Raw genomic sequence first — 20,481 nt, forward strand, 5'->3', positions numbered from 1 at the left:
GGCGGCGGGGCGGTGGGGTGCCGTGGGGTCTCAGGCGTCAGGGGCGGGGTCGTCCAGCGCCGCGTCCAACAGGCCGAGCGGTGGGCTGCCGAGGTTCAGCAGCGCGGTGTGGAACCGTTCCAGGCTGAACCGCGCGCCCCATCGGTCGCGGGCCCGCGACCGTAGCTCCAGTATCTCCAGCTTGCCCCACGTGTAACGGCCGTACGCGGCGTCGAAGGTGCCGCGCCGTGCCTCCGCGGCCGCGGCCGCGTGGGACAGGTGGGCGTCGGTCATGAACCGCCGGGTGGCCTCCGCGACGTCCATCGCGCCCGTGTGCAGGCCGATGGCGCAGTAGAGACGAGTGACCCGGGTGAGCGCCTCCAGCGCCACACCCACCGCGAACCGCGGGTCATGGCGGCGGAAGCCCTCCTCCAGGCAGACCTCCTCCGCGTAGTGCGCCCACCCCTCGCAGAAGGACAGCGAGTGCAACACCCGGCGCACCGGGGTCGGCGCCCGGCGCAGTGAGCGCCCGTGGGCGTAGTGGCCGGGAGCGACCTCGTGCACGGTGACCGCGGGCAGCGTGGTGCGGCTGAAGTTCTGTAGCCATTCACGGCGTTCCTCCTCGGGCCAGTCAGGCTCGGGAGGGGTCAGGTGGTACCAGGAGGGCGCCTCGGGCTCCTCCGGGCCCGCCCAGGTCATCATCGCCGACGACCAGCGGCGGGACGGGGGAGCGATCCCCACGAGGCACGTTCCGTCCAGGTGTGGGGCGAGGCGCCGCTCCCTGGTGAACTCCAGCACCTCGTCGGTGAGCCGCGCCGTCTCGGCCACCACCTGGTCGGCGTCGGGATGGTCGCCCAGTAGCTCCGGGACCAGCTCCGCCACGCTCCGGGACGGGTCCAGGTCCCGGCAGGCGTCGGCCAGGAGCTGCACCAGCCGGTCGCGTTCGGCGTCGGCCCGTTCGGCCAGTGCGGACAGGTCCAGCGGAACGCCCTCCTGGCTGCCCATGAGCGCGGCCAGCGCGGCACCGCCCAGGGTGGGGTCCGGGTCGCCGAACTCGGCCGCCCTGGCCATGTGGGCGACCAGCCGTTCGTGTGCCCTGAGCGCCGCGGTGACCTCCGGACCCCCGGCCGGGTCGAGATCGGCCGTCAGCCCGCGGACCGCGCCGAGCAGGGCCTGCGCCACCGGTGCGGAGAGCAGGTCCAGCGAGGCGATGGCCCCGTCCACCGCGTCCGGCCACGCCGCGAGGTGCTGCCTCCGGGCCCGGGCGCGCTCCTCCGCGGGCGCGTACTCGCGGTCGTAGGCGGTCAGTTCCAGGTTGGACAGGTGGAGGTAGGGATCGCGGCGGTGCAGTTCCAGTTCGCCGAGCTGGACCCGCAGGGTCTCTTCGAACACCGACAGGTGGGCCTCGTCCTGGGGGTCGGCCAACGTCCCGCCGTCCCTCCGGGCCCGGCGCAGCGCGGCCAGTCCCGCCCGCACCCCCTCGGGGGAGAGGTCCTGCACCCGGCCATCGTACTGGTGCAACCCGGCCATCTCGCGCACCGAGGGCACCATCAGGTCGCAGACGGCCCGCATTCGATCGTCCATGGGCCGAGCGTAGCGCCGGGGCGGAACGGACCCTGCGGTCGATCCCGAGGGTGACCGACACCACGTGCCGGCAGGCCGCGGAGGGCTGGACCCGATGTAGCTACCGATGGGTAACATAGGTGGGCCATGGTCGTCCCGGCCTGCCGGGACGGTCGCGCCCACTCCGTTCGAGAGGTCGGTCTCTTCCCCATGAAGATCGTCGTCTGTGTGAAGCAGGTTCCGGACACCGAGTCCGAGAAGGCGCTGCGGCCGGAGGACCTCACCCTGGACCGCGAAGCGGTGGACGCGGTGATGAACGAGATGGACGAGTTCGCCGTCGAGGAGGCGCTGCAACTCGCCGAGCGGACCGGCGGCGAGGTGACCGTGCTGCTCATGGGCCCCGAGCAGGGTGCGGACACCATCCGCAAGGCCCTGTCCATGGGGGCCGACCGGGCCCTGCACGTGGTCGACGACGCGCTCCGTGGTTCGGACGCGGTGGCCACCTCGGCGGTCCTCGCCGCCGCGCTGCGGGAGGTCGGGTTCGACCTCGTGCTGCTCGGCTGTGAGGCGTCCGACGCACGGACCTCCCTGGTACCGGCGATGCTCGCCGAGCGCCTCGGCCTGCCGCAACTCACCTTCGCGCAGAAGGTGGAGACCGACGGCACCGAGATCACCGTCGAACGGCTCACCGACTACGGCCACGACGTGGTGACCGCGCGGCTCCCGGCGCTGGTCTCCGTGGTGGAGAAGATCAACGAACCGCGGTACCCCACCTTCAAGGGGATCATGGCAGCCAAGAAGAAGCCGGTCCGCACCCTGGACCTGTCCGACCTGGAGCTCGACGCCACCGAGGTGGGTGCCGCCGGGGCCTGGAGCGCGGTGGACGACTTCACCGTCCGGCCCCCGCGCGCCGCCGGCGAACTCGTCAAGGACGAGGGCGAGGGCGGCCGGCAGCTCGTGGCCTTCCTGGCCGGGCGGAAGCTGGTGTGACGCACCTCCCTCCCCTCCTCCCCGCCCCTCCGGTGGCCACGGACGCGGGCGCCCTCCCAACTTCCACAGGAGCGAGAACCCATGGCTGAGATCCTGGTCCTGGTCGACCACCTCGACGGGGACGTCAAGAAGGTGACCCTCGAACTGCTCACCAAGGCCCGTGCGTTGGGGGAACCCGCGGCGGTGTTCGTCGGCCCGGGCTTCGACACCGCGGAAGGCCGGCTCGCGGAGTTCGGTGCGGGGAAGGTCTACGTGGCCGACGCCCCCGAGCTGACCTCTCACCCGGTGGCGCCCACGGCCGAGGTGCTCGCCCAGTTGGTGACGTCGCGAGAGCCGGCCGCGGTGCTGGTGGCCGGTACCGCCGAGGGAAAGGAGGTGGCCGCGCGGCTGGCGGTCAGGACCGGGTCCGGAGTGCTCACCGACGCGGTGGACGTCACCGAGGTCGAGGGCTGCCTCGTCGCCGAGCAGTCGGTCTTCGGCGGCTCGACGCTGGTACGGGCGCGGGTGACCCGCGGAACCCCGATCATCGCCATGCGCCCCAACGCCACGGAGCCCGAGCCGGCCCCCACCGCGGCCCAGCGGGTGGACGTCGCCGTGGCGCTCTCCGACGCCGCCAGGCTGGCCACCATCGCCCAACGGGTGTTCAAGCCGCGCAGCGGGCGCCCCGACCTCACCGAGGCCTCGGTCGTCGTCTCCGGAGGGCGCGGGGTCAACGGCGCCGAGAACTTCCCCGTGGTCGAGGAGCTCGCCGACGCGCTCGGCGGTGCGGTGGGCGCCTCCCGCGCCGCCGTTGACGCCGGGTGGTACCCGCACCAGTCGCAGGTGGGCCAGACCGGCAAGACCGTGTCGCCGCAGCTCTACGTCGCCGCGGGGATCTCCGGGGCGATCCAACACCGGGCCGGCATGCAGACCTCGAAGACCATCGTCGCCGTCAACAAGGACCCGGAGGCGCCGATCTTCGATCTGGCCGACTTCGGGGTCATCGGCGACCTGTTCGACGTCCTGCCGCAGGCCACGGAGGAGGTCAGGGCCCGCAAGGGCTGACCGCTCCGCCGTGACACGGCTGTGGAGTACGGTGAGCCGGGCCCGGTCGGGGCCCGGCTTCGCTGGTTCCACTCCGCTCCACCTGTTCGACCCATCAGCACCGGAGGCGCCCGTATGTCCCCCCCTACCGCCGCGGAACTGCCCGTCGGCGAGAGTGAGTTCGACCGGGACACGGAGGTCGTCCCGCGTTCCGACGACCCCGGCGTGTTCGACGCGGTCCTCTCCTCGGGCTGGACGATCAGCCTGGGGATCAACGGTGGCTACCTGCTGGCGATCGCCGACCGGGCGCTGTCCCAGGTGCTGCCGCATCCGGACCCGCTCTCGGTGAGCGCCTACTACCTGACGGCGTCCGTCCCGGGACCGGCCGTGGTGCGCACCGAGGTGGTGCGCACCGGGCGGTCGATGTCCACCGGGCAGGCCAGGGTGCTCCAGACGGACAGCGAGGGCAACGAGGTGGAACGGCTCCGAGTCGTGGCCCACCACGGGGACCTCGACGCGCTTCCCACGGAGGTGCGCACCTCGGCGTCGCCCCCGGTGATGCCACCGCCGCACCAGTGCGTCGGCGCGGAACACGCCCCCGACGGGGTGTTCGGCCCCCGGGAGACCAACGGGCTCATCGAGCGGCTGGATGTCCGCATGGACCCCGCGACGGTCGGCTGGGCGCTGGGCGAACCCTCGGGCCGCGGCGAGATCCGCGGTTGGTTCCGGCTCGCGGACGGGCGGCCCAACGACCCGCTGGCGGTGCTGCTGGCCACCGACGCGTTCCCACCCACGGCGTTCGACCTGGGGATACGGGGCTGGGTGCCCACCTTGGAGCTCACCGTCCACGTCCGTGCCAGGCCGGCTCCCGGGCCGCTGCGGGTGGTGCTGGGCACCCGCAACCTGGCCGGGGGCCTGCTGGAGGAGGACGCCGAGGTCTGGGACAGCGCCGACCGCCTGGTCGCCCAGTCCCGTCAGCTCGCCAGGACCCCCCGCCGGACACGGTGACCCGACCGGTGCCGGCGGCGGGACCTCCCCGCCGCCCCGGACCCCGGGAGTATTCATCAGACAGGCCCTTAGGATGGCGTCACCATGCCTTACCTCGACCACGCCGCCACGACACCGATGCTCCCGGAGGCCATCCAGGCCATGACCGAGGAGCTCGGCCACACCGGCAACGCGTCGTCGTTGCACGCGGCGGGGCGGCGTGCCCGACGGGTCGTTGAGGAGTCGCGCGAGGGGCTGGCCCGCGCCCTGGGCGCCCGGCCCAGCGAGGTCGTCTTCACCGGCGGCGGCACCGAGTCGGACAACCTCGCCGTCAAGGGGCTGTACTGGTCCCGCCGGGCGGAGGACCCACGCCGGGTACGGGTGCTGGCCAGCCCGGTGGAGCACCACGCGGTGCTGGACGCGGTCATCTGGCTCGCCGAGCACGAGGGCGCGGTGCTGGAGTGGCTGCCGGTGGACTCCCACGGCCGGGTGCACCCCGAGGCGCTGCGCCGAGCGCTGGAGGCGGACCCGCACAGCGTCGCCCTGGCCACCGTGATGTGGGCCAACAACGAGGTCGGCACCGTGATGCCGGTGCGCCAACTCGCCGACGTCGCCCATGAGTTCGAGGTGCCGCTGCACGCGGACGCCGTCCAGGCGCTGGGACAGGTGCCCCTGGACTTCGCCTCCTCCGGGCTGGACGCGATGACCGTCACCGGACACAAGGTCGGCGGGCCGTACGGTGTGGGCGCGCTGGTGCTCGGCCGGGAGCACGCCCCGGTCCCCCAGCTCCACGGCGGTGGACAGGAGCGTGAGGTCCGCTCGGGGACGCTGGACGTCCCGTCGATCGTGGCCTTCGCGGTCGCCGCCGAGCACGCCGTGCGGGGCCGGGAGGACTTCGCCCGGAGGATCGGCGAGCTCCGCGACGACCTGGTGCGCGCGGTGACCGGGGCGGTGCCCGACGCGGTGCTCAACGGCGACCCCGACCCGCGGGGCCGGCTGCCGGGCAACGCCCACTTCTCCTTCCCCGGGTGCGAGGGTGACTCCCTGCTCCTGCTGCTGGACGCCCGGGGCATCGAGTGCTCCACCGGATCGGCCTGCTCGGCCGGCGTCGCCCAACCCAGCCACGTGCTGCTGGCCATGGGCGCGGACGCGGACCGGGCGCGCGGCTCGCTGCGCTTCTCCCTCGGCCACACCTCCACCCGGGCTGACGTGGACGCCCTCACGGAGGTGATCGGCCCCGTGGTGGCCAGGGCCCGCCGGGCGACCGACGGGAGCACCTCGGGCGTCGAACGCCGCCCGCCGGAGCGGCACCACGGCCCCGAACAGGGCCGTCCGTCCGGCGCCGGGGCCGGGGACACCGGCGAACGGACGCGTGGCGAGCGCTGCGGCACCCGATAGTCGGTGGGTGCCGTCCGCCGCCGTCGTTACCCTGGACGCACCATGACTGAGTTTCCCGGTGCCCCAGCCGATCAGCCCGCGGCCGTTCCCGCCGCCTCCGCCTCCGGCCCCTCGTCCCCGCAGCCGCCGGAGAGCGGCCGGCCGCTGCGGGTGCTCGCGGCGATGTCCGGCGGGGTGGACTCCGCCGTCGCCGCGGCCAGGGCCGCGGCGGCGGGCCACGAGGTGACCGGGGTGCACCTGGCGCTGTCCGCCAACCCCCAGTCGTTCCGGACCGGCGCCCGGGGCTGCTGCACCCTGGAGGACTCCCGGGACGCCAGGCGCGCCGCGGACGTCATCGGCATCCCCTTCTACGTGTGGGACCTCGCCGAGCGCTTCCAGCAGGACGTGATCGAGGACTTCGTCGCCGAGTACGCGGCCGGGCGCACTCCCAACCCCTGCCTGCGGTGCAACGAGAAGATCAAGTTCGCTGCGCTGCTCGACAAGGCCCTCGGGCTGGGCTTCGACGCGGTCTGCACCGGCCACTACGCCAAGGTCGTGGTCACCCCCGACGGGCGACGGGAGCTGCACCGCGCCGCGGACCCCGCCAAGGACCAGTCCTACGTCCTCGGTGTGCTGGACGCCGAGCAACTCGCCCATGCGATGTTCCCCCTCGGTGACACCGACGCCACCAAGGAGGAGATCCGGGCGGAGGCGGAGCGCCGGGGGCTGGCCGTGGCCCGCAAGCCGGACAGCCATGACATCTGCTTCATCGCGGACGGCGACACCCAGGGCTTCCTCGCCCGACGCCTGGGCCCGGCCGAGGGCGACATCCTGGACGTGGACGGCACCAGGCTCGGCAGGCACAACGGGGCCTACGGGTTCACCGTGGGGCAGCGGAAGGGACTGCGGATCGGGACCCCGGCCCCGGACGGCAAGCCCCGCTACGTGCTGGACATCTCGCCGGTGGAGAACACGGTCACGGTCGGGCCGGCCGCGGCCCTGGACGTGACGGCGCTCACCGCCATCAGGCCGCGCTGGTGCGGTGAGCCGCCGCAGGGCCCCGCGGAGTACACCGCGCAGCTTCGGGCCCACGGTGGCGAGGTGCCGGTGGCCGCCGAGTTGGTGGACGGCGAACTGCGGGTGCGCCTCGCCTCCCCTGCCCGGGGGGTGGCCCCCGGGCAGGCCGTGGTGCTGTACGACGGCACCCGGGTGGTCGGTTCGGCCACCATCGCCACGACCGAGCGCGTCGCCGTGACCGCGTGACCCGGTCGGTCGGCGCCCCTGCTCCTGGACGTCGTGCATCCCGCCCCTCCTCCACCCGCGTTCAGTGACCGTGCGAACACCATAAGTGAGGGGTCCGACAGCGCCCGCCGCGCTTGTCGGGTCCCGCCGTGCCCAGGTGGTACGCATGGGGCATGAGTACGCATCTGATCACCGGTGCCGGTTCCGGCATCGGTGCCGTCGTGGCGACACGGCTCGCCGAGCGCGGCGCCGAACTCGTCCTGCTCGCCCGCAACGAGCGCCGGGCCGAGGAACTGGCGGAACGCTTCCCGGGCAGTCGCACCGTCGTCGCCGACCTGGGCAGGCCGCTGGAACTGGCCCCACTCCACCTGCCGGACCGGCTCGACTCGCTGCTCCACATCGCCGGTGTCCTCTCGTTGGGGCCGGTGTCCGAGACGGATGCGGCCACCTGGAGCACCGTGCTGACGACCAATCTGGTGGCGCCCGCGGAGCTGACCCGGCTGGCCCTGCCGGCGCTGCGGGCCGCCCGCGGGCAGGTGGTCTTCGTCAACTCCGGCTCCGGACTGCGGGCCAACCCCGGCTGGGCCGCCTACGCCGCGAGCAAGCACGGGCTGCGCGCGCTGGCGGACGCGTTGCGCGCCGAGGAGCACGACAGCGGCGTCCGGGTGACCTCGGTGTACCCGGGGCGCACCGCCACCCCGATGCAGGAGCACACCCACGCGTTGGAGGGCAAGCCGTACGATCCCGCCGCGCTGATCGACCCGGAGTCGGTGGCGACCGCCGTCCTGACGGCGCTGGACCTCCCGCGGGACGCGGAGATGACCGATGTGACGGTCCGCCCGGGGAAGTAGCTACCCTTCCCCGGTGAGTACCAACGGAAGTCTCGTTTGGCCCGAGTCCCTCGCCACCGGTGTCGGCTCCATGCCCGGCACGGACGTCCGCGAGAGCGTGCGCACCGTGGTGGAAACCCTCGAGGCGCTCCCGCACCTGCCGGAGCTGCCCGCCCGCGGACCCGGGGCGGACATGGTCGGACGTTCCCTCGGCCTGCTGGTCGAACTGTACGCGCACGTACAGCCGTCGGGCTGGCGGTTCGCGGACCGCCCGGGCCGGGACCGGCGGCGGGCCGAGGGGTTCCTCCGGGAGGACCTGGACGCGCTGGAGGAGTTCACCCAGGGGTACGCGGGCCTGTTGAAGATCCAGGTGGTCGGGCCGTGGACGTTGGCCGCCCAGGTGGAGCTGCGCGGCGGGGAGGCGGCCCTCGGTGACCCGGGGGCCTGTCGGGACATCACCGCCTCGCTGGCCGAGGGGGTGCGGCTGCACGCCGACGAGGTCCGCCGCCGCGTACCGGGAGCCGCGCTGGTGGTGCAGGTCGACGAGCCCTTGCTGACCGCGGTGCTCACCGGCCGGGTGCCGACCGCCAGCGGCTACCGGGTCCACGGGGCGGCGGACCGCGGGGTGGTGGAGGGAGCCCTGCGCGAGGTGGTGGACGCCGTTGACGCGCCCGTGGTCATGCACTCGTGCGCCCCCGGAGTGCCCATCGGGCTGCTGCGTCGGGCCGGGGCCGCGGCCATCTCGCTCGACGCCTCCCTGCTCACGGAAAGTGACGACGAAATGGTGGGGGAGGCGGTTGAGGCGGGGACGGTGCTGTTCGCCGGTGTCGTGCCCTCCGTGGAGGGCCCACTGTCGGACCCCGGGGGTAGCGTCGAGGGTGTCCGGAAGCTGTGGCGCAGGTTGGGGCTGGATCCGGCCGCTCTGTCGAGGGCGGTGGCGATCACTCCGGCATGCGGTCTCGCGGGGGCCTCCCCGGCCTACGCGCGGTCCGCTCTCGCCAGGTGCGTTCGGGCGGCGAGGGCGCTCGCGGATAACCCCGAGTAGTCATCGCGGCAGTCGGCATACGGCGAACGGAAGGACTCGACAGTGGCTGACCAACGGCACGCAGGCGTTCCCTCGGACCTCCCCGTTGACGCCCGGGAACGGCACGACCGGCTGGCGCAGGAGGTCGAGGAGCACCGCTTCCGCTACTACGTCAAGGACGCGCCGGTCATCAGCGACGCCGAGTTCGACCGCCTGATGCGCGACCTGGAGGCGCTGGAGGAGCAGTACCCGCAGCTCCGCACCCCCGACTCGCCCACCCAGAAGGTCGCCGGGCAGTACGAGACGGAGTTCACCTCCGTCCAGCACCGCGAGCGCATGCTCAGCCTGGACAACGCCTTCGCGTTCGAGGGTCTGGACGCCTGGCACGACCGTGTCGTGCGCGAGGTCGGCGAGTCCGCGGTGCACTACCTGTGCGAGCTGAAGGTGGACGGCCTCGCGGTGAACCTCACCTACGAGCGTGGCCGCCTGGTCCTCGCCGCCACCCGCGGCGACGGCCGCACCGGTGAGGACATCACCCCCAACGTGCGCACCATCGCCGAGATCCCCGACCGGCTCAGGGGCGACCGCATCCCGGACCTCGTCGAGATCCGGGGCGAGGTGTACTTCCCGATGGAGAAGTTCCAGGAGCTGAACGCCCGTCTCGTGGAAGGGGGCAAGGCCCCGTTCGCCAACCCGAGGAACGCCGCGGCCGGTTCGCTGCGGCAGAAGGACCCACGGGTCACCGCGACCAGACCGCTGCACATGGTGGTGCACGGCATCGGGGCGCGGACCGGGTTCACCATCGACCGCCTGTCCGACGCCTACGAACTGCTGCGGGAGTGGGGGCTGCCGACCGCGCGCCACAACAAGGTCGCGGCGACCATCGACGAGGTCAAGGACTTCATCGGCTACTTCGGACAGCACCGGCACGACGTCGAACACGAGATCGACGGTGTGGTGGTGAAGATCGACGAGGTGCCCATCCAGGGCCGTCTCGGCTCCACCTCCCGCGCCCCGCGCTGGGCGATCGCCTACAAGTACCCACCGGAGGAGGTCAACACCAAGCTCCTGGACATCAGGGTCAACGTGGGCCGCACCGGCCGGGTCACCCCCTACGCGGTGATGGAGCCGGTGAAGGTGGCTGGCTCCGAGGTGGAGATGGCCACCCTGCACAACCAGGAGGTGGTCAAGGCCAAGGGGGTGCTGATCGGCGACACCGTGGTGCTGCGGAAGGCCGGCGACGTGATCCCGGAGATCCTGGGCCCCGTGGTGGACCTCAGGGACGGCAGCGAACGCGCCTTCGTCATGCCCGACACCTGTCCGGAGTGCGACACCGCGCTGCGCCCCATGGCGGAGGGCGACGTGGACCTGCGCTGCCCCAACGCCCAGTTCTGCCCGGCCCAGCGTCGCGAGCGCCTGTTCTACCTCGCCGGCCGCAGCAGCCTGGACATCGACGCCCTGGGGTACGTCGCCGCCACCGCTCTGACCCAGCCCCTGGAGCCGGCCGAGCCGCCGCTGAAGGACGAGGGCGACCTGTTCGACCTCACCGTCGAGCAACTGCTGCCGATCAAGGTCCTGGTGCGGGACCAGGACACCGGTCAGCCAAAGATCGACCCCAAGACCGGTGAGCCCAAGGTCGTCACCTTCTTCGCCAACCTCAAGGGCGAGCCCAAGAAGAACACCCTGGTGATGCTGGAGAAGATCGCAGAGGCCAGGCAGCGCCCGCTGGCCCGGTTCCTGATCGGCCTGTCCATCCGGCACGTGGGGCCGACCGCGGCACAGGCCCTGGCCAGGGAGTTCCGGTCCATCGACCGGATCATCGAGGCGGACGAGGCGGAGCTGGCCGCCGTCGAGGGCGTGGGGCCCACCATCGCCGCGGCGGTCAAGCAGTGGTTCGCCGAGCCGTGGCACCGCGAGATCGTGGAGAAGTGGCGATCAGCCGGGGTGCCGCTGCGGGAGAAGGGCTCCGAGGCCGGACCGCGCCCACTGGAGGGGGTCACCGTGGTGGTCACCGGCACGCTGACCGGGCACACCCGCGACGAGGCCAAGGAGGCGCTGCTGGAGCGGGGGGCGAAGGTCACCGGATCGGTATCCAAGAAGACAGACTTCGTGGTCGTCGGCGATAATCCTGGATCAAAATACGACAAGGCAATGCAGTTGAAGGTGCCCGTGCTCGACGAGGACGGGTTCGCCGCGCTGCTCGAGCAGGGCGCGGACGCCGCACGAGCCAGGGCGACCAACGCCGCGCCGGAGGACACCGACGCGGAACCGGCCCCGCCCAGCTCGACCGGGTCGGGGGGCTCCGGGTCGCGGCACGCGGGAACAGCAGGGGCCGGGAAGGGAACGGCCGGGACGGGGGCGTCCAGGAACACACCGACCGAGGAAGCCGCCGATGAGGCCAACAAACAGGGGCGAGAACGGGCCGAAGCGTAAACGGTGCAGCTCAACAGGTTCACGGATCACCCGTACGGTGCATACCAGAGCTAGAGGGGTGCGCGGTATGCAATCGGGCAACCACTTCCGATCGCTGCCCCCTGCCGCCGTATCGGGCCTACTGTTGAGGTTGCGCGCCTGCATCCGCTGGTCAACGGCTACCTTCTGCCGCCTCGCGGGCACGACACCCTTGGACCGCTTTGAGGGCCCACAGGCTGCGAGAGGGACGGGCATGGACATGAGGGACAGCGCTACGCCCCAGGGCGTGGCCCGCCGGGCCGCGTTGCCCGCCGTCCCCGCGGTGGTCACCGTGGCCGGGGCGGTCACGCTCGCCATCGGAGTGCTCCACCTCCTCACGGACGGACGGGCGTTGTTCCCCTCGGGCTCGGTGGGGTGGGCCTTCGCCATCCTCACCGGCCTGGTCGTGGGGCATCTGGTGGCCCTCGGCAGGGACCGCTGGTGGGGAGGCGCGGGGTCGGGGGCCTCGCTCACCCTCGCCGTGCTGCTGCTGCACGGCTGGGTGCCCGCCGTCCTGGTGAGCCTGGCCGTGGTGGTGCTGGTGGGCGCGGCCCGCCGGCACCGCTGGCGCGAGGCGTGCCTACGCGGCTCGGTGGACATCCTGGGCGTGGGGGCAGCGGCCCTGTCCCTCGCGGCGTTCGGCGTGACCCCGTCGGTGGAGCACCCGTGGCTGCCCATCCAATGGGACGCGGCGGCGGTGCCCGCAGTGGTCTCGGCCGCCTTCGCCTACCTGCTCGCCACCCGGGTCCTGCTCTGGGCGGCCACCGCGGCACCGTCCGGCGGACTGCGCACGGTGCTGCGGACCGAGATCCTGCGGCACGGCATGGTGGGCGTCGCCCTGCTCGGCATCTCCCCGCTGATCGCCGCGGTCGCCGCCCACCGCCCGGTGCTGTTGCCGTTGTTCGCCGTGCCGCTGATGGCCCTGGACAGCACCCTGTGGATGGTCCGGGCCCGCGCCGAGGAACAACTGCGCGACCCGCTGACCGGTTTGCCGAACCGTCAGTGGCTGTTGGAACGGGTGTGGGTGGCGCTCGACGAGGCCGAGCACAACGGCGACCGCGCCGCGCTGATCCTCATCGACCTCGACAAGTTCCGGTCCGTCAACGACACCCTGGGGCACCTCGCCGGTGACCGGTTACTGCTCCAGGTCGCCGAGCGGCTGCGCTCCTCGATGCCCCGCGGCGCGGAGGTGGCACGGCTCGGCGGCGACGAGTTCGCCGTGTTACTGCCCCGAGCGGATTCCATCACCCGGGCCCAGCGTGTCGCCCGCACCCTCGTCGCCGGGCTCAACGCCCCCGTCAACCTGGACGGGCTGACCCTGGTCCTGGGCGCCAGCGCCGGCCTGAGCGTCTTCCCCGACCACGCGGTGGACGCCGAAGGACTGCTGCGCCGGGCCGACGTGGCGATGTACCAGGCGAAGCGGGACCGCAGCGGCGTGGAGGTCTACGAGTCGTCCCGGGACGCCAACACCCCGGACCGCCTCGGCCTCCTGGGGGACCTGCGCCGGGCGCTGGAGGCCGGCGACATAGCGCTGCACTACCAACCCAAGGTCACCTTCGACGGCAGGATCGCCGGCCTCGAGGCGCTGGTCCGCTGGGTGCACCCGGAGCGGGGACGGGTGAGCCCGGACGAGTTCGTCACCCTGGCCGAGACCTCCGGGCTGATGCCCCAGCTCACCGAGTACGTGCTGGAGGCCGCACTGGGGCAGGTGGCCAGGTGGCGGGCGGACGGGTTCGACGTGCAGGTCGCGGTGAACGTCTCGCCGCGCGACGTGCACAGCCCCGGGTTCGCCGGCGCGGTGGCCGCCCGTCTGGCCCGGCACGGTGTCCCCCCGGGCTCCCTCCAGTTGGAGATCACTGAGCACGTGCTGCTCGAGGACCCGCAGCGGGCAGCCGACACCCTGGCCGGGCTGACCGGCCACGGGGTGCGGATGTCGCTGGACGACTTCGGCACCGGGTACTCGTCGCTGGTCCACCTCCGCCGGCTCCCGGTGAGCGAGCTGAAGATCGACAGGTCGTTCGTGGCCAGGCTCGCCGTCGACGCCGAGGACGCCGAGATCGTGCGCTGCACGGTAGAACTGGCCCACTCGTTGGGGCTCGTGGTCGTCGCCGAGGGCGTGGAGGACGACGAGACCTGGGAACGGCTGCGCGACCTCGGCTGCGACGCCGTCCAGGGCTGGCTGGTGGCTGCCGCCATGCCACCGGACGAGACCACCGCGTGGCTCCGCGGCAGGGGCGCGGGCACCCCCGTTCCGATCATGTTCCAGGACCCGCCGCCGAGGAAGCTCCCGCGCTCCCGGGCCCCAATCAACCCGGCGGCCGACGCCACGGCTCGCCCCCGCCCCTGACATCCCAGTCCCTGACGCCCCCCTGACGCCGCCGCGGGCCTGGTCCCGCCGGCCCCCCTCCCGACCCGCGGCGCGCCCGGCACGGGGGGCCCGGGTGCGTCACGTCGAGGCGCGCTCCGGGGTGGCGGCGCGCCACCGTCCCGAGGTGAACGGCCGGTGCGCGGCCACGTGGCCCGTGCCGGGGCGGGACGATCGGGGCGAGCACGTCGGGGGACGCGCGGTGTCCGGTGGCACAACGCCTAGGATTGGCGGCGAAGACAGCCCAGCACCACACACCCACCCTGAGGATCGCTGCATGCCTGGCATCACGCGCGAGGAGGTCACCCACCTCGCCCGGCTGTCGCGTCTGGAGCTGAAGGACGAAGAGCTCGACCACTTCGCCGAACAGCTTGACGCGATCATCGACGCGGTCGCCCGCGTCGGTGAGATCGCGGCCGACGACGACATCCCGCCGACGTCGCACCCGCTGCCGCTGACCAACGTCACCCGTCCGGACGAGGTGCGGCCGTCGCTGGCCCCCCAGGACGCCCTGGCCGGCGCCCCCGCGGCCGAGGAGCAGCGCTTCAAGGTGCCGCAGATCCTGGGAGAGGACTGATCCACAGATGACCGACCTCACCAGGCTCACCGCGGCCCAGACCGCCGAGGCCGTCGCCTCGGGTGAGTCCAGCGCCGTCGAGGTGGCGCAGGCCCACCTGAACCGCATCGACGCGGTGGACGAGAAGGTGCGCGCCTTCCTGCACGTGGACCGCGAGGGCGCGCTCGCCGCCGCCCGCTCGGTGGACGAGCGTCGGGCCCGCGGGGAGCGGCTCGGCCCGCTGGCCGGCGTTCCGCTCGCCCTCAAGGACATCTTCACCACCAAGGGCGTCCCCACGACCGTCGGCTCCCGGATCCTGCGGGGCTGGGTCCCGCCCTACGACGCGACGGTGACCCGACGCCTGAAGGAAGCGGGGGTGGTGATCCTCGGGAAGACCAACATGGACGAGTTCGCCATGGGGTCCTCCACCGAGAACAGCGCCTTCGGTCCCACCGGCAACCCCTGGGACCTGACCCGCATCCCCGGTGGCTCCGGCGGCGGCTCGTCCGCGGCGCTCGCCTCGTACCAGGCGCCGCTGGCGATCGGCACCGACACCGGCGGTTCGATCCGGCAGCCCGCGGCGGTGACCGGTACGGTCGGCGTCAAGCCGACCTACGGCGGGGTGTCCCGCTACGGCATGGTCGCCTTCTCCTCGTCCCTGGACCAGGGCGGTCCCTGCGCCCGCACGGTGCTGGACGCGGCGTTGCTGCACGAGGTGATGGCCGGTCACGACCCCCTGGACTCCACCTCCATCGACGCCCCGGTCCCGCCGGTGGTCGAGGCCGCGAGGCGGGCCGACGTGCGGGGCATGCGGATCGGCGTGGTCAAGGAGTTCGTGGGCCAGGACTACCAGGCCGGGGTGAAGGAGCGGTTCACCGAGGCCGTGGAGCTCCTGCGGGAGCTCGGCGCCGAGGTCCTTGAGATCTCCTGCCCCTCGTTCACCTACGCGTTGCCCGCGTACTACCTGATCGCGCCCAGCGAGGCCTCCTCCAACCTGGCCCGTTTCGACGCGATGCGGTACGGGCTGCGGGTGGGGGACGACGGTACGCACTCGGCCGAGGAGGTCACCGCGCTGACCCGCGAGGCCGGTTTCGGCCCCGAGGTCAAGCGTCGGATCATGCTGGGCACCTACGCGTTGTCGTCCGGTTACTACGACGCGTACTACGGCCAGGCGCAGAAGGTGCGCACCGTGGTCACCCGGGACTTCGCCGCCGCCTTCGAGCAGGTGGACGTGCTGGTCTCGCCGACGACCCCGACCACCGCGTTCCCGATCGGGGAGCGCGTCGACGACCCCATGGCGATGTACCTCGCCGACCTGTTCACCATCCCGGCCAACCTGGCGGGGAACGCGGCCATGTCCGTGCCCTGCGGCCTCGCCCGCGAGGACGGTCTTCCCGTGGGTCTGCAGATCATCGCCCCGACCATGGCCGACGACCGGCTCTACCGGGTGGGCGGCGCGGTCGAGGCCGCGTTCACCGCCCGTTGGGGCCACCCGTTGCTTGAGGAGGCACCGGCACTGTGAGCACGCTCGACCGGATGAAGAGCTTCAAGAAGAGCAAGACCGGCACGTACCTGTCGATCGGCACGACGCTGTTCGGCGCCGTCGGGGTGCTCAAGCAGGCCCGACAGGCCAAGAGCGAGGGCGACCGGCTGCAACTGCTGGACGCCGTCGTGAGCGGTGTCGCCATCGCCACCGGTGTCGCACTGCTCGTGCGCGAGCTGCGCCGCCTGGACAGCGACGACATCCTGGCCCGCTAGGACGGAAGACCCGGCGCGGCCCAGCGGGCCCGGACGGCCCCGGCCCGGCCGACGACACCAACGTGGCCCGAAGAGCGTGGCCGACTGGAAGGTGGAGAGAACTGTGAGCGTCATGGACCTGGTGTCGTACCAGGACGCCCTGGCGTCGTACGACCCGGTGATGGGCCTCGAGGTCCACGTCGAGCTGGGCACGCGCACCAAGATGTTCTGCGGCTGCGCGACGACCTTCGGGGCCCCGCCGAACAGCCAGGTCTGCCCGACCTGCCTCGGCATGCCCGGCTCGCTGCCGGTGGTCAACGCCGTCGCGGTGGAGTCCGCGATCCGCATCGGGCTCGCCCTGAACTGCGAGATCGCGGAGCGGTGCCGGTTTGCCCGGAAGAACTACTTCTATCCGGACATGCCGAAGAACTATCAGATCTCCCAGTACGACGAGCCGATCGCCTTCAACGGCTACCTCGACGTCGAGGTGGACGGGGGGACGTTCCGCGTCGAGATCGAGCGCGCCCACATGGAGGAGGACACGGGCAAGTCCACCCATGTGGGCGGGGCCACCGGCCGGATCCACGGCGCCGAGCACTCGCTGCTCGACTACAACCGGGCCGGGATTCCGCTGATCGAGATCGTCACCAAGCCCATCGAGGGCGCCGGGGCCAGGGCGCCCGAGGTGGCAAGGGCCTACGTGGCCGAACTCCGCGAGCTGATCCGGGCGCTCGGCGTGTCCGAGGCCCGGATGGAGCTCGGTCAGATGCGCTGCGACGCCAACCTGTCGCTCCGTCCGCTGGGCACCACCCGGTTCGGCACCCGCAGTGAGACCAAGAACGTGAACTCGCTGCGCTCGGTGGAGCGCGCCGTGCGGTTCGAGATCCAGCGGCACGCCACCGTGCTCGGCGAGGGCGGCACCATCGTCCAAGAGACCCGACACTTCCACGAGGACGACGGCACCACGACGCCGGGCCGGGTCAAGGAGGAGGCGGAGGACTACCGGTACTTCCCCGAGCCGGACCTCGTCCCCGTCGCCCCCGCCCGGGCCTACGTCGAGGAACTGCGCGGCACCCTCCCCGAGCCGCCGCGCGAGCGCCGTCAGCGGCTCCAGGCCGAGTGGGGCGCGTCCGACCACGAGATGCGTTCGGCGCACAACGCCGGTGCCGTCGAGCTGATCGTCGCCACGGTGGAGGCCGGGGCGCGGCCGGACGCCGCACGCAAGTGGTGGATGGGTGAGCTGGCCCGGCGGGCCAACGAGGACGGGGTGGAGCTGTCCGAGCTGGCCATCACCCCGGTACAGGTCGCCCGGGTGGCGACGCTGGTGGCCGAGGGCTCGTTGAACGACAAGCTGGCCCGCCAGGTGATCGAGGGCGTGCTGGCCGGTGAGGGCGACCCCGACACGGTGGTGGAGGCCCGCGGCCTGAAGGTGGTCTCGGACGAGGGTGCCCTGGGCGCGGCCGTGGACGAGGCGATCGCCGCCAACCCGGGCGTCGCGGACAAGATCCGTGGCGGCAAGGTGGCCGCGGCCGGCGCCCTGGTCGGCGCGGTGATGAAGGCGACCAGGGGCCAGGCGGACGCGGCCCGGGTGAAGGAGCTGATCCTCCAGCGGCTGGGCGTCTCCGGCTGACGGGTGCGCCCACGGCGTCCCCGAAGCGTGGTGCCCCGGTCGGTCCGACGCCGGACCGACCGGGGCACCACGCGTGTGTCAGCGGGTCAGCATGGGGCTGCCCAGCCCGACGATGCCGGAGGAGCAGTACTCCCTGGGGTCCTCGACGGTGATGGACAGGCGCAGGCCGCCGCTCACGTCGAGCTTGAGGTCGTGCGGCTCGCCCAGCGCGATCTGCTCGTTGAACAGCGGTTTGCCGTCGATGTTGATGATGAGCCGGGCCGAGCTGTTCGGCGAGTTGTCCTCGATGCCGGCGACCAGGTTCAACTCCTTCCAGTCACGGTTGAGGTTGAACTCCAGGGTGCTGCCGCAGCCGCTGTCCACCACGAACGCGTCGCTGTAGTCCTTGCCGTCGATGGCCGCGGCCTCGATGGCGAACTCGCTGTTCTCCGAGATCGGCGACATCGTGGTCAGCGACTGCTCGTCCGCCTGGGTCACCGACGACGCCCCGTCGGCCGAGGGGTCACCGGTCTCTCCCGTGCCCTGGTTCTCCCCGTCCGGCTGGTCGTCCGTGGGTGGGGGAGCGCCCTGGGTCTGCGTCTGGGTCACGGTGACGGTCGCGCCGGGTTTGGCGGTGTTGTTCGGCTTCTCGTCGTCGCCCTCGAGCGCCTTCATCCCGGCGGCCGTGGCGCCCGCGACGACCAGCATCGCCAACACCGCACCGGCCACCTTCAGACCGCGGCGGCCACGCCGGCGCGGCGGCTCGGGATCGTCCGGGCGGGACGGCTCGGGGGCGGGCCGGGGCGTGACCACGGGGTCGGGCACGGTGAGCCGTGCGGTGTCCGCACCGGGGGCCGGTTCCGGGGTGACGACCGGCTCCGGCTGCGGAACGGGAGCGGCCTGGGGAACGGGAGCGGGCTGCGGGGCGGGCGTCTGGAACCCGACCTGCGCGGGGAACGGGTCACCGGTGGGCGTGGGGACCGGCGGAGGCGGGGTCGGCTGAGCAGGCGGGGTCGGTTGGGTCGGGGACGCGGAGAACGCGGCCGGTGGGTGCAGCGGCGTGCTCGGCGGGACGGTCGTGGGCGGCGGCACCGGAGGCACCGAGGAACCGGTGAGCGCGGGCCCGAACGCGGGCTTGGGCGGTGGGGGAACGGCGTCCGCGGGCGGCCTGGCCGGCGGGGGAGGCGTGCTGGGCGGAGCGGGCTGGCCCACGCTGTCCGCGGCGGCGGACTTGGTGGAGACCACGGCGAACCGCAGCTCACGCACCCAGGACGACAGGGTGTCCGGGCGGTCCCTGGGTTCGGGAGAGAACACCGACAGGATCCGGTCGACCCGCTCCTCGTCCACCGTGGCGATCACCGGTAGCTGGCGGAACGCCGCCCGCAACTGCTCCGGGGTGCTGGGCGGGGACTCCCCGCTGAGCAGGAAGTAGGCGATGGCGCCGAAGGCGTAGCGGTCGGTGGCCGGGGAGCGCTTGCCCTCGAAGACCTCCGGAGCGGCGTAGCCCGGGGTGAACCACACCTCGACGGTCTGGTGGTCGGCGGTCAGCTTGCTGAGGCCGAAGTCCACCAGCGTGGCCTGGCCGTTGCCGTCCACCATCACGTTGCCGGGGGACAGGTCGCCGTGCACCACGGTGCGGCCCGACGGGGTGCCCTTGCCCAGGTGGAGCCAGTCCAGCACGTCGGCGAGCTGCTCGAGGCAGCGCATGGCCTCCCGCCGCTCGCCCGGGGTGTCCATGCTGCGTTCGGCCCGCCAGTCCCGCAGGTCGAGGCCGTCCACGTGGTTCATCACCAGGTACAGGGCACGTCCCGCGGTGTCGTCGCCCTTTCCCTGGCGGTGTGTCGGGGGGCCCTCGAAGTGCTCACGCACCCCCACCACCCCGAGACGGTGAACGAAGCGCAGCAGCTCGGCCTGCTCGTTCCACTTCTCGCTGACCTTCGCGAAGTGCTCGGGGGAGAGCGTGACCTTGGAGTCGAGCACCTTGACGACCACCGGTTCGGTTTCGCCTGCCAGCTTGAGCTCGGCCAGGTAGAGGGTGGCCTCGCCACCCCGGCCTATCGAGCGAACCAGCCGGTAGCGGTCAGGCGCCGTATCCGGGCCGATGTACAAGCTGTTGTCCATGCGGACTGCTCCCGTTCCACGTTCAAGGGGGACGTATTACTGCTGATGTGATGGACCGTGAGGGATGTGAGGGTCCCATCCAAGCAGGGCCGGTTCACCATGCCCGCCGCATCCCCCGGGGTCAACGGAATCCTGCAACCTGCGTGTAACCGAATCGCGACAGTCCCCTACGGCGCGGTGTGGCACCGCCACACGGGCACCTGGCTCCCCGTTGGCCCCTTCCGGCGTCGGACGCGTCGTCGGTGCCTAGGCACGGGTCAGTGCCTGACTAAGGAGTCCGCCGCCTGTTGCGCCCGGGGACTAAGGCCCCGGACCGACCCAGGATGCGGCGATCTCCCGATGTGCCGGACCCCCTCGAGGAGCCAGAGTGGGTGCAGTCGCCGGGGAAACCTCCCGGCCAGCACAAGGAGAACCGTGTTTTCGTACTACCACTACGAGGCGCACCAAATGGTGGCCGCCGAACTCCGCGCCACGGCTGAGCGTGAGCGGCTCGCCGAGCGGGCGGCGAAGGCAGCCCGGGGGCGCCGCCGGGCCCGGAGGGGCACGTGGGGCTCAGCCCCGCGGACGAGCGACCAGTTCCGTACCGCCGCCTAGGGCCTGTCTGATGAATCCCGCCGCCCTCCGGGC

Annotated in this window: 15 protein-coding genes and 1 pseudogene; 14 read left to right on the forward strand and 2 right to left on the reverse strand. The window is 72.6% G+C overall.

Annotated elements, in window-relative coordinates; translation table 11 throughout:
• Positions 1 to 30: 30 nt before the first annotated feature.
• Complete coding sequence (locus A3IG_RS0110235; RefSeq protein WP_026220106.1) at positions 31 to 1,563, reverse strand: DUF885 family protein; 1,533 nt, start codon at positions 1,561 to 1,563, stop codon at positions 31 to 33.
• A gap of 189 nt (positions 1,564 to 1,752) precedes the next feature.
• On the opposite strand from A3IG_RS0110235, the gene A3IG_RS0110240 reads away from it, so the two are divergent.
• The 13 genes and pseudogenes from A3IG_RS0110240 to gatB all read left to right on the forward strand — a co-directional run bounded on the left by A3IG_RS0110240 (position 1,753) and on the right by gatB (position 17,754).
• On the forward strand, positions 1,753 to 2,532 hold the full coding sequence (locus A3IG_RS0110240; RefSeq protein WP_018383470.1) for an electron transfer flavoprotein subunit beta/FixA family protein: 780 nt from the start codon (positions 1,753 to 1,755) through the stop codon (positions 2,530 to 2,532).
• Positions 2,533 to 2,613: 81 nt separating this feature from the next.
• Positions 2,614 to 3,576, forward strand: a complete 963-nt coding sequence (locus tag A3IG_RS0110245; RefSeq protein WP_018383471.1) for an electron transfer flavoprotein subunit alpha/FixB family protein — start codon at positions 2,614 to 2,616, stop codon at positions 3,574 to 3,576.
• A 114-nt stretch (positions 3,577 to 3,690) separates the two neighbouring features.
• Positions 3,691 to 4,563 carry a thioesterase family protein gene (locus A3IG_RS0110250; RefSeq protein ID WP_018383472.1) on the forward strand — a complete coding sequence of 291 codons (873 nt, stop codon included), beginning with the start codon at positions 3,691 to 3,693 and terminating at the stop codon, positions 4,561 to 4,563.
• A gap of 84 nt (positions 4,564 to 4,647) precedes the next feature.
• Positions 4,648 to 5,805: pseudogene (locus A3IG_RS29250) on the forward strand (cysteine desulfurase family protein); the annotation flags it as partial.
• 177 nt (positions 5,806 to 5,982) lie between these two features.
• Positions 5,983 to 7,182, forward strand: coding sequence for a tRNA 2-thiouridine(34) synthase MnmA (mnmA, locus tag A3IG_RS0110260; RefSeq protein ID WP_018383474.1), 1,200 nt, complete (start codon positions 5,983 to 5,985; stop codon positions 7,180 to 7,182).
• Positions 7,183 to 7,334: 152 nt separating this feature from the next.
• Complete coding sequence (locus A3IG_RS0110265) at positions 7,335 to 8,012, forward strand: SDR family oxidoreductase (RefSeq protein WP_018383475.1); 678 nt, start codon at positions 7,335 to 7,337, stop codon at positions 8,010 to 8,012.
• 13 nt (positions 8,013 to 8,025) lie between these two features.
• Positions 8,026 to 9,036 carry a methionine synthase gene (locus tag A3IG_RS0110270; RefSeq protein WP_265736649.1) on the forward strand — a complete coding sequence of 337 codons (1,011 nt, stop codon included), beginning with the start codon at positions 8,026 to 8,028 and terminating at the stop codon, positions 9,034 to 9,036.
• 42 nt (positions 9,037 to 9,078) lie between these two features.
• A complete protein-coding gene (ligA, locus tag A3IG_RS29255; protein WP_018383477.1) occupies positions 9,079 to 11,448 on the forward strand; it encodes an NAD-dependent DNA ligase LigA in 2,370 nt (789 codons plus the stop codon).
• Between the two features lie 232 nt (positions 11,449 to 11,680).
• Positions 11,681 to 13,813 carry a putative bifunctional diguanylate cyclase/phosphodiesterase gene (locus A3IG_RS29260; RefSeq protein ID WP_040911178.1) on the forward strand — a complete coding sequence of 711 codons (2,133 nt, stop codon included), beginning with the start codon at positions 11,681 to 11,683 and terminating at the stop codon, positions 13,811 to 13,813.
• Positions 13,814 to 14,108: 295 nt separating this feature from the next.
• Positions 14,109 to 14,408 carry an Asp-tRNA(Asn)/Glu-tRNA(Gln) amidotransferase subunit GatC gene (gatC, locus tag A3IG_RS0110285; protein WP_018383479.1) on the forward strand — a complete coding sequence of 100 codons (300 nt, stop codon included), beginning with the start codon at positions 14,109 to 14,111 and terminating at the stop codon, positions 14,406 to 14,408.
• Between the two features lie 7 nt (positions 14,409 to 14,415).
• Positions 14,416 to 15,909: an Asp-tRNA(Asn)/Glu-tRNA(Gln) amidotransferase subunit GatA gene (gene gatA, locus A3IG_RS0110290; RefSeq protein WP_018383480.1), complete on the forward strand. Its 1,494-nt coding sequence runs from the start codon at positions 14,416 to 14,418 to the stop codon at positions 15,907 to 15,909.
• A 14-nt stretch (positions 15,910 to 15,923) separates the two neighbouring features.
• Entirely contained in the window at positions 15,924 to 16,145 is a 222-nt protein-coding gene (locus tag A3IG_RS0110295) for a hypothetical protein (RefSeq protein ID WP_040911193.1), read from the forward strand.
• A 112-nt stretch (positions 16,146 to 16,257) separates the two neighbouring features.
• Positions 16,258 to 17,754, forward strand: coding sequence for an Asp-tRNA(Asn)/Glu-tRNA(Gln) amidotransferase subunit GatB (gene gatB / locus A3IG_RS0110300; protein WP_018383482.1), 1,497 nt, complete (start codon positions 16,258 to 16,260; stop codon positions 17,752 to 17,754).
• Positions 17,755 to 17,832: 78 nt separating this feature from the next.
• On the opposite strand, the gene A3IG_RS35110 is transcribed toward gatB, so the two are convergent.
• The gene (locus tag A3IG_RS35110; protein ID WP_018383483.1) at positions 17,833 to 19,854 is read right to left on the reverse strand and encodes a protein kinase domain-containing protein; all 2,022 of its coding nucleotides are present in this window, start codon (positions 19,852 to 19,854) and stop codon (positions 17,833 to 17,835) included.
• Between the two features lie 414 nt (positions 19,855 to 20,268).
• On the opposite strand from A3IG_RS35110, the gene A3IG_RS29270 reads away from it, so the two are divergent.
• A complete protein-coding gene (locus tag A3IG_RS29270; RefSeq protein WP_018383484.1) occupies positions 20,269 to 20,448 on the forward strand; it encodes a hypothetical protein in 180 nt (59 codons plus the stop codon).
• The last annotated feature ends 33 nt before the right edge of the window (positions 20,449 to 20,481 follow it).

It is taken from the genome of Wenjunlia vitaminophila DSM 41686, from assembly GCF_000380165.1.
Taxonomy (GTDB): Bacteria; Actinomycetota; Actinomycetes; order Streptomycetales; family Streptomycetaceae; genus Wenjunlia; species Wenjunlia vitaminophila.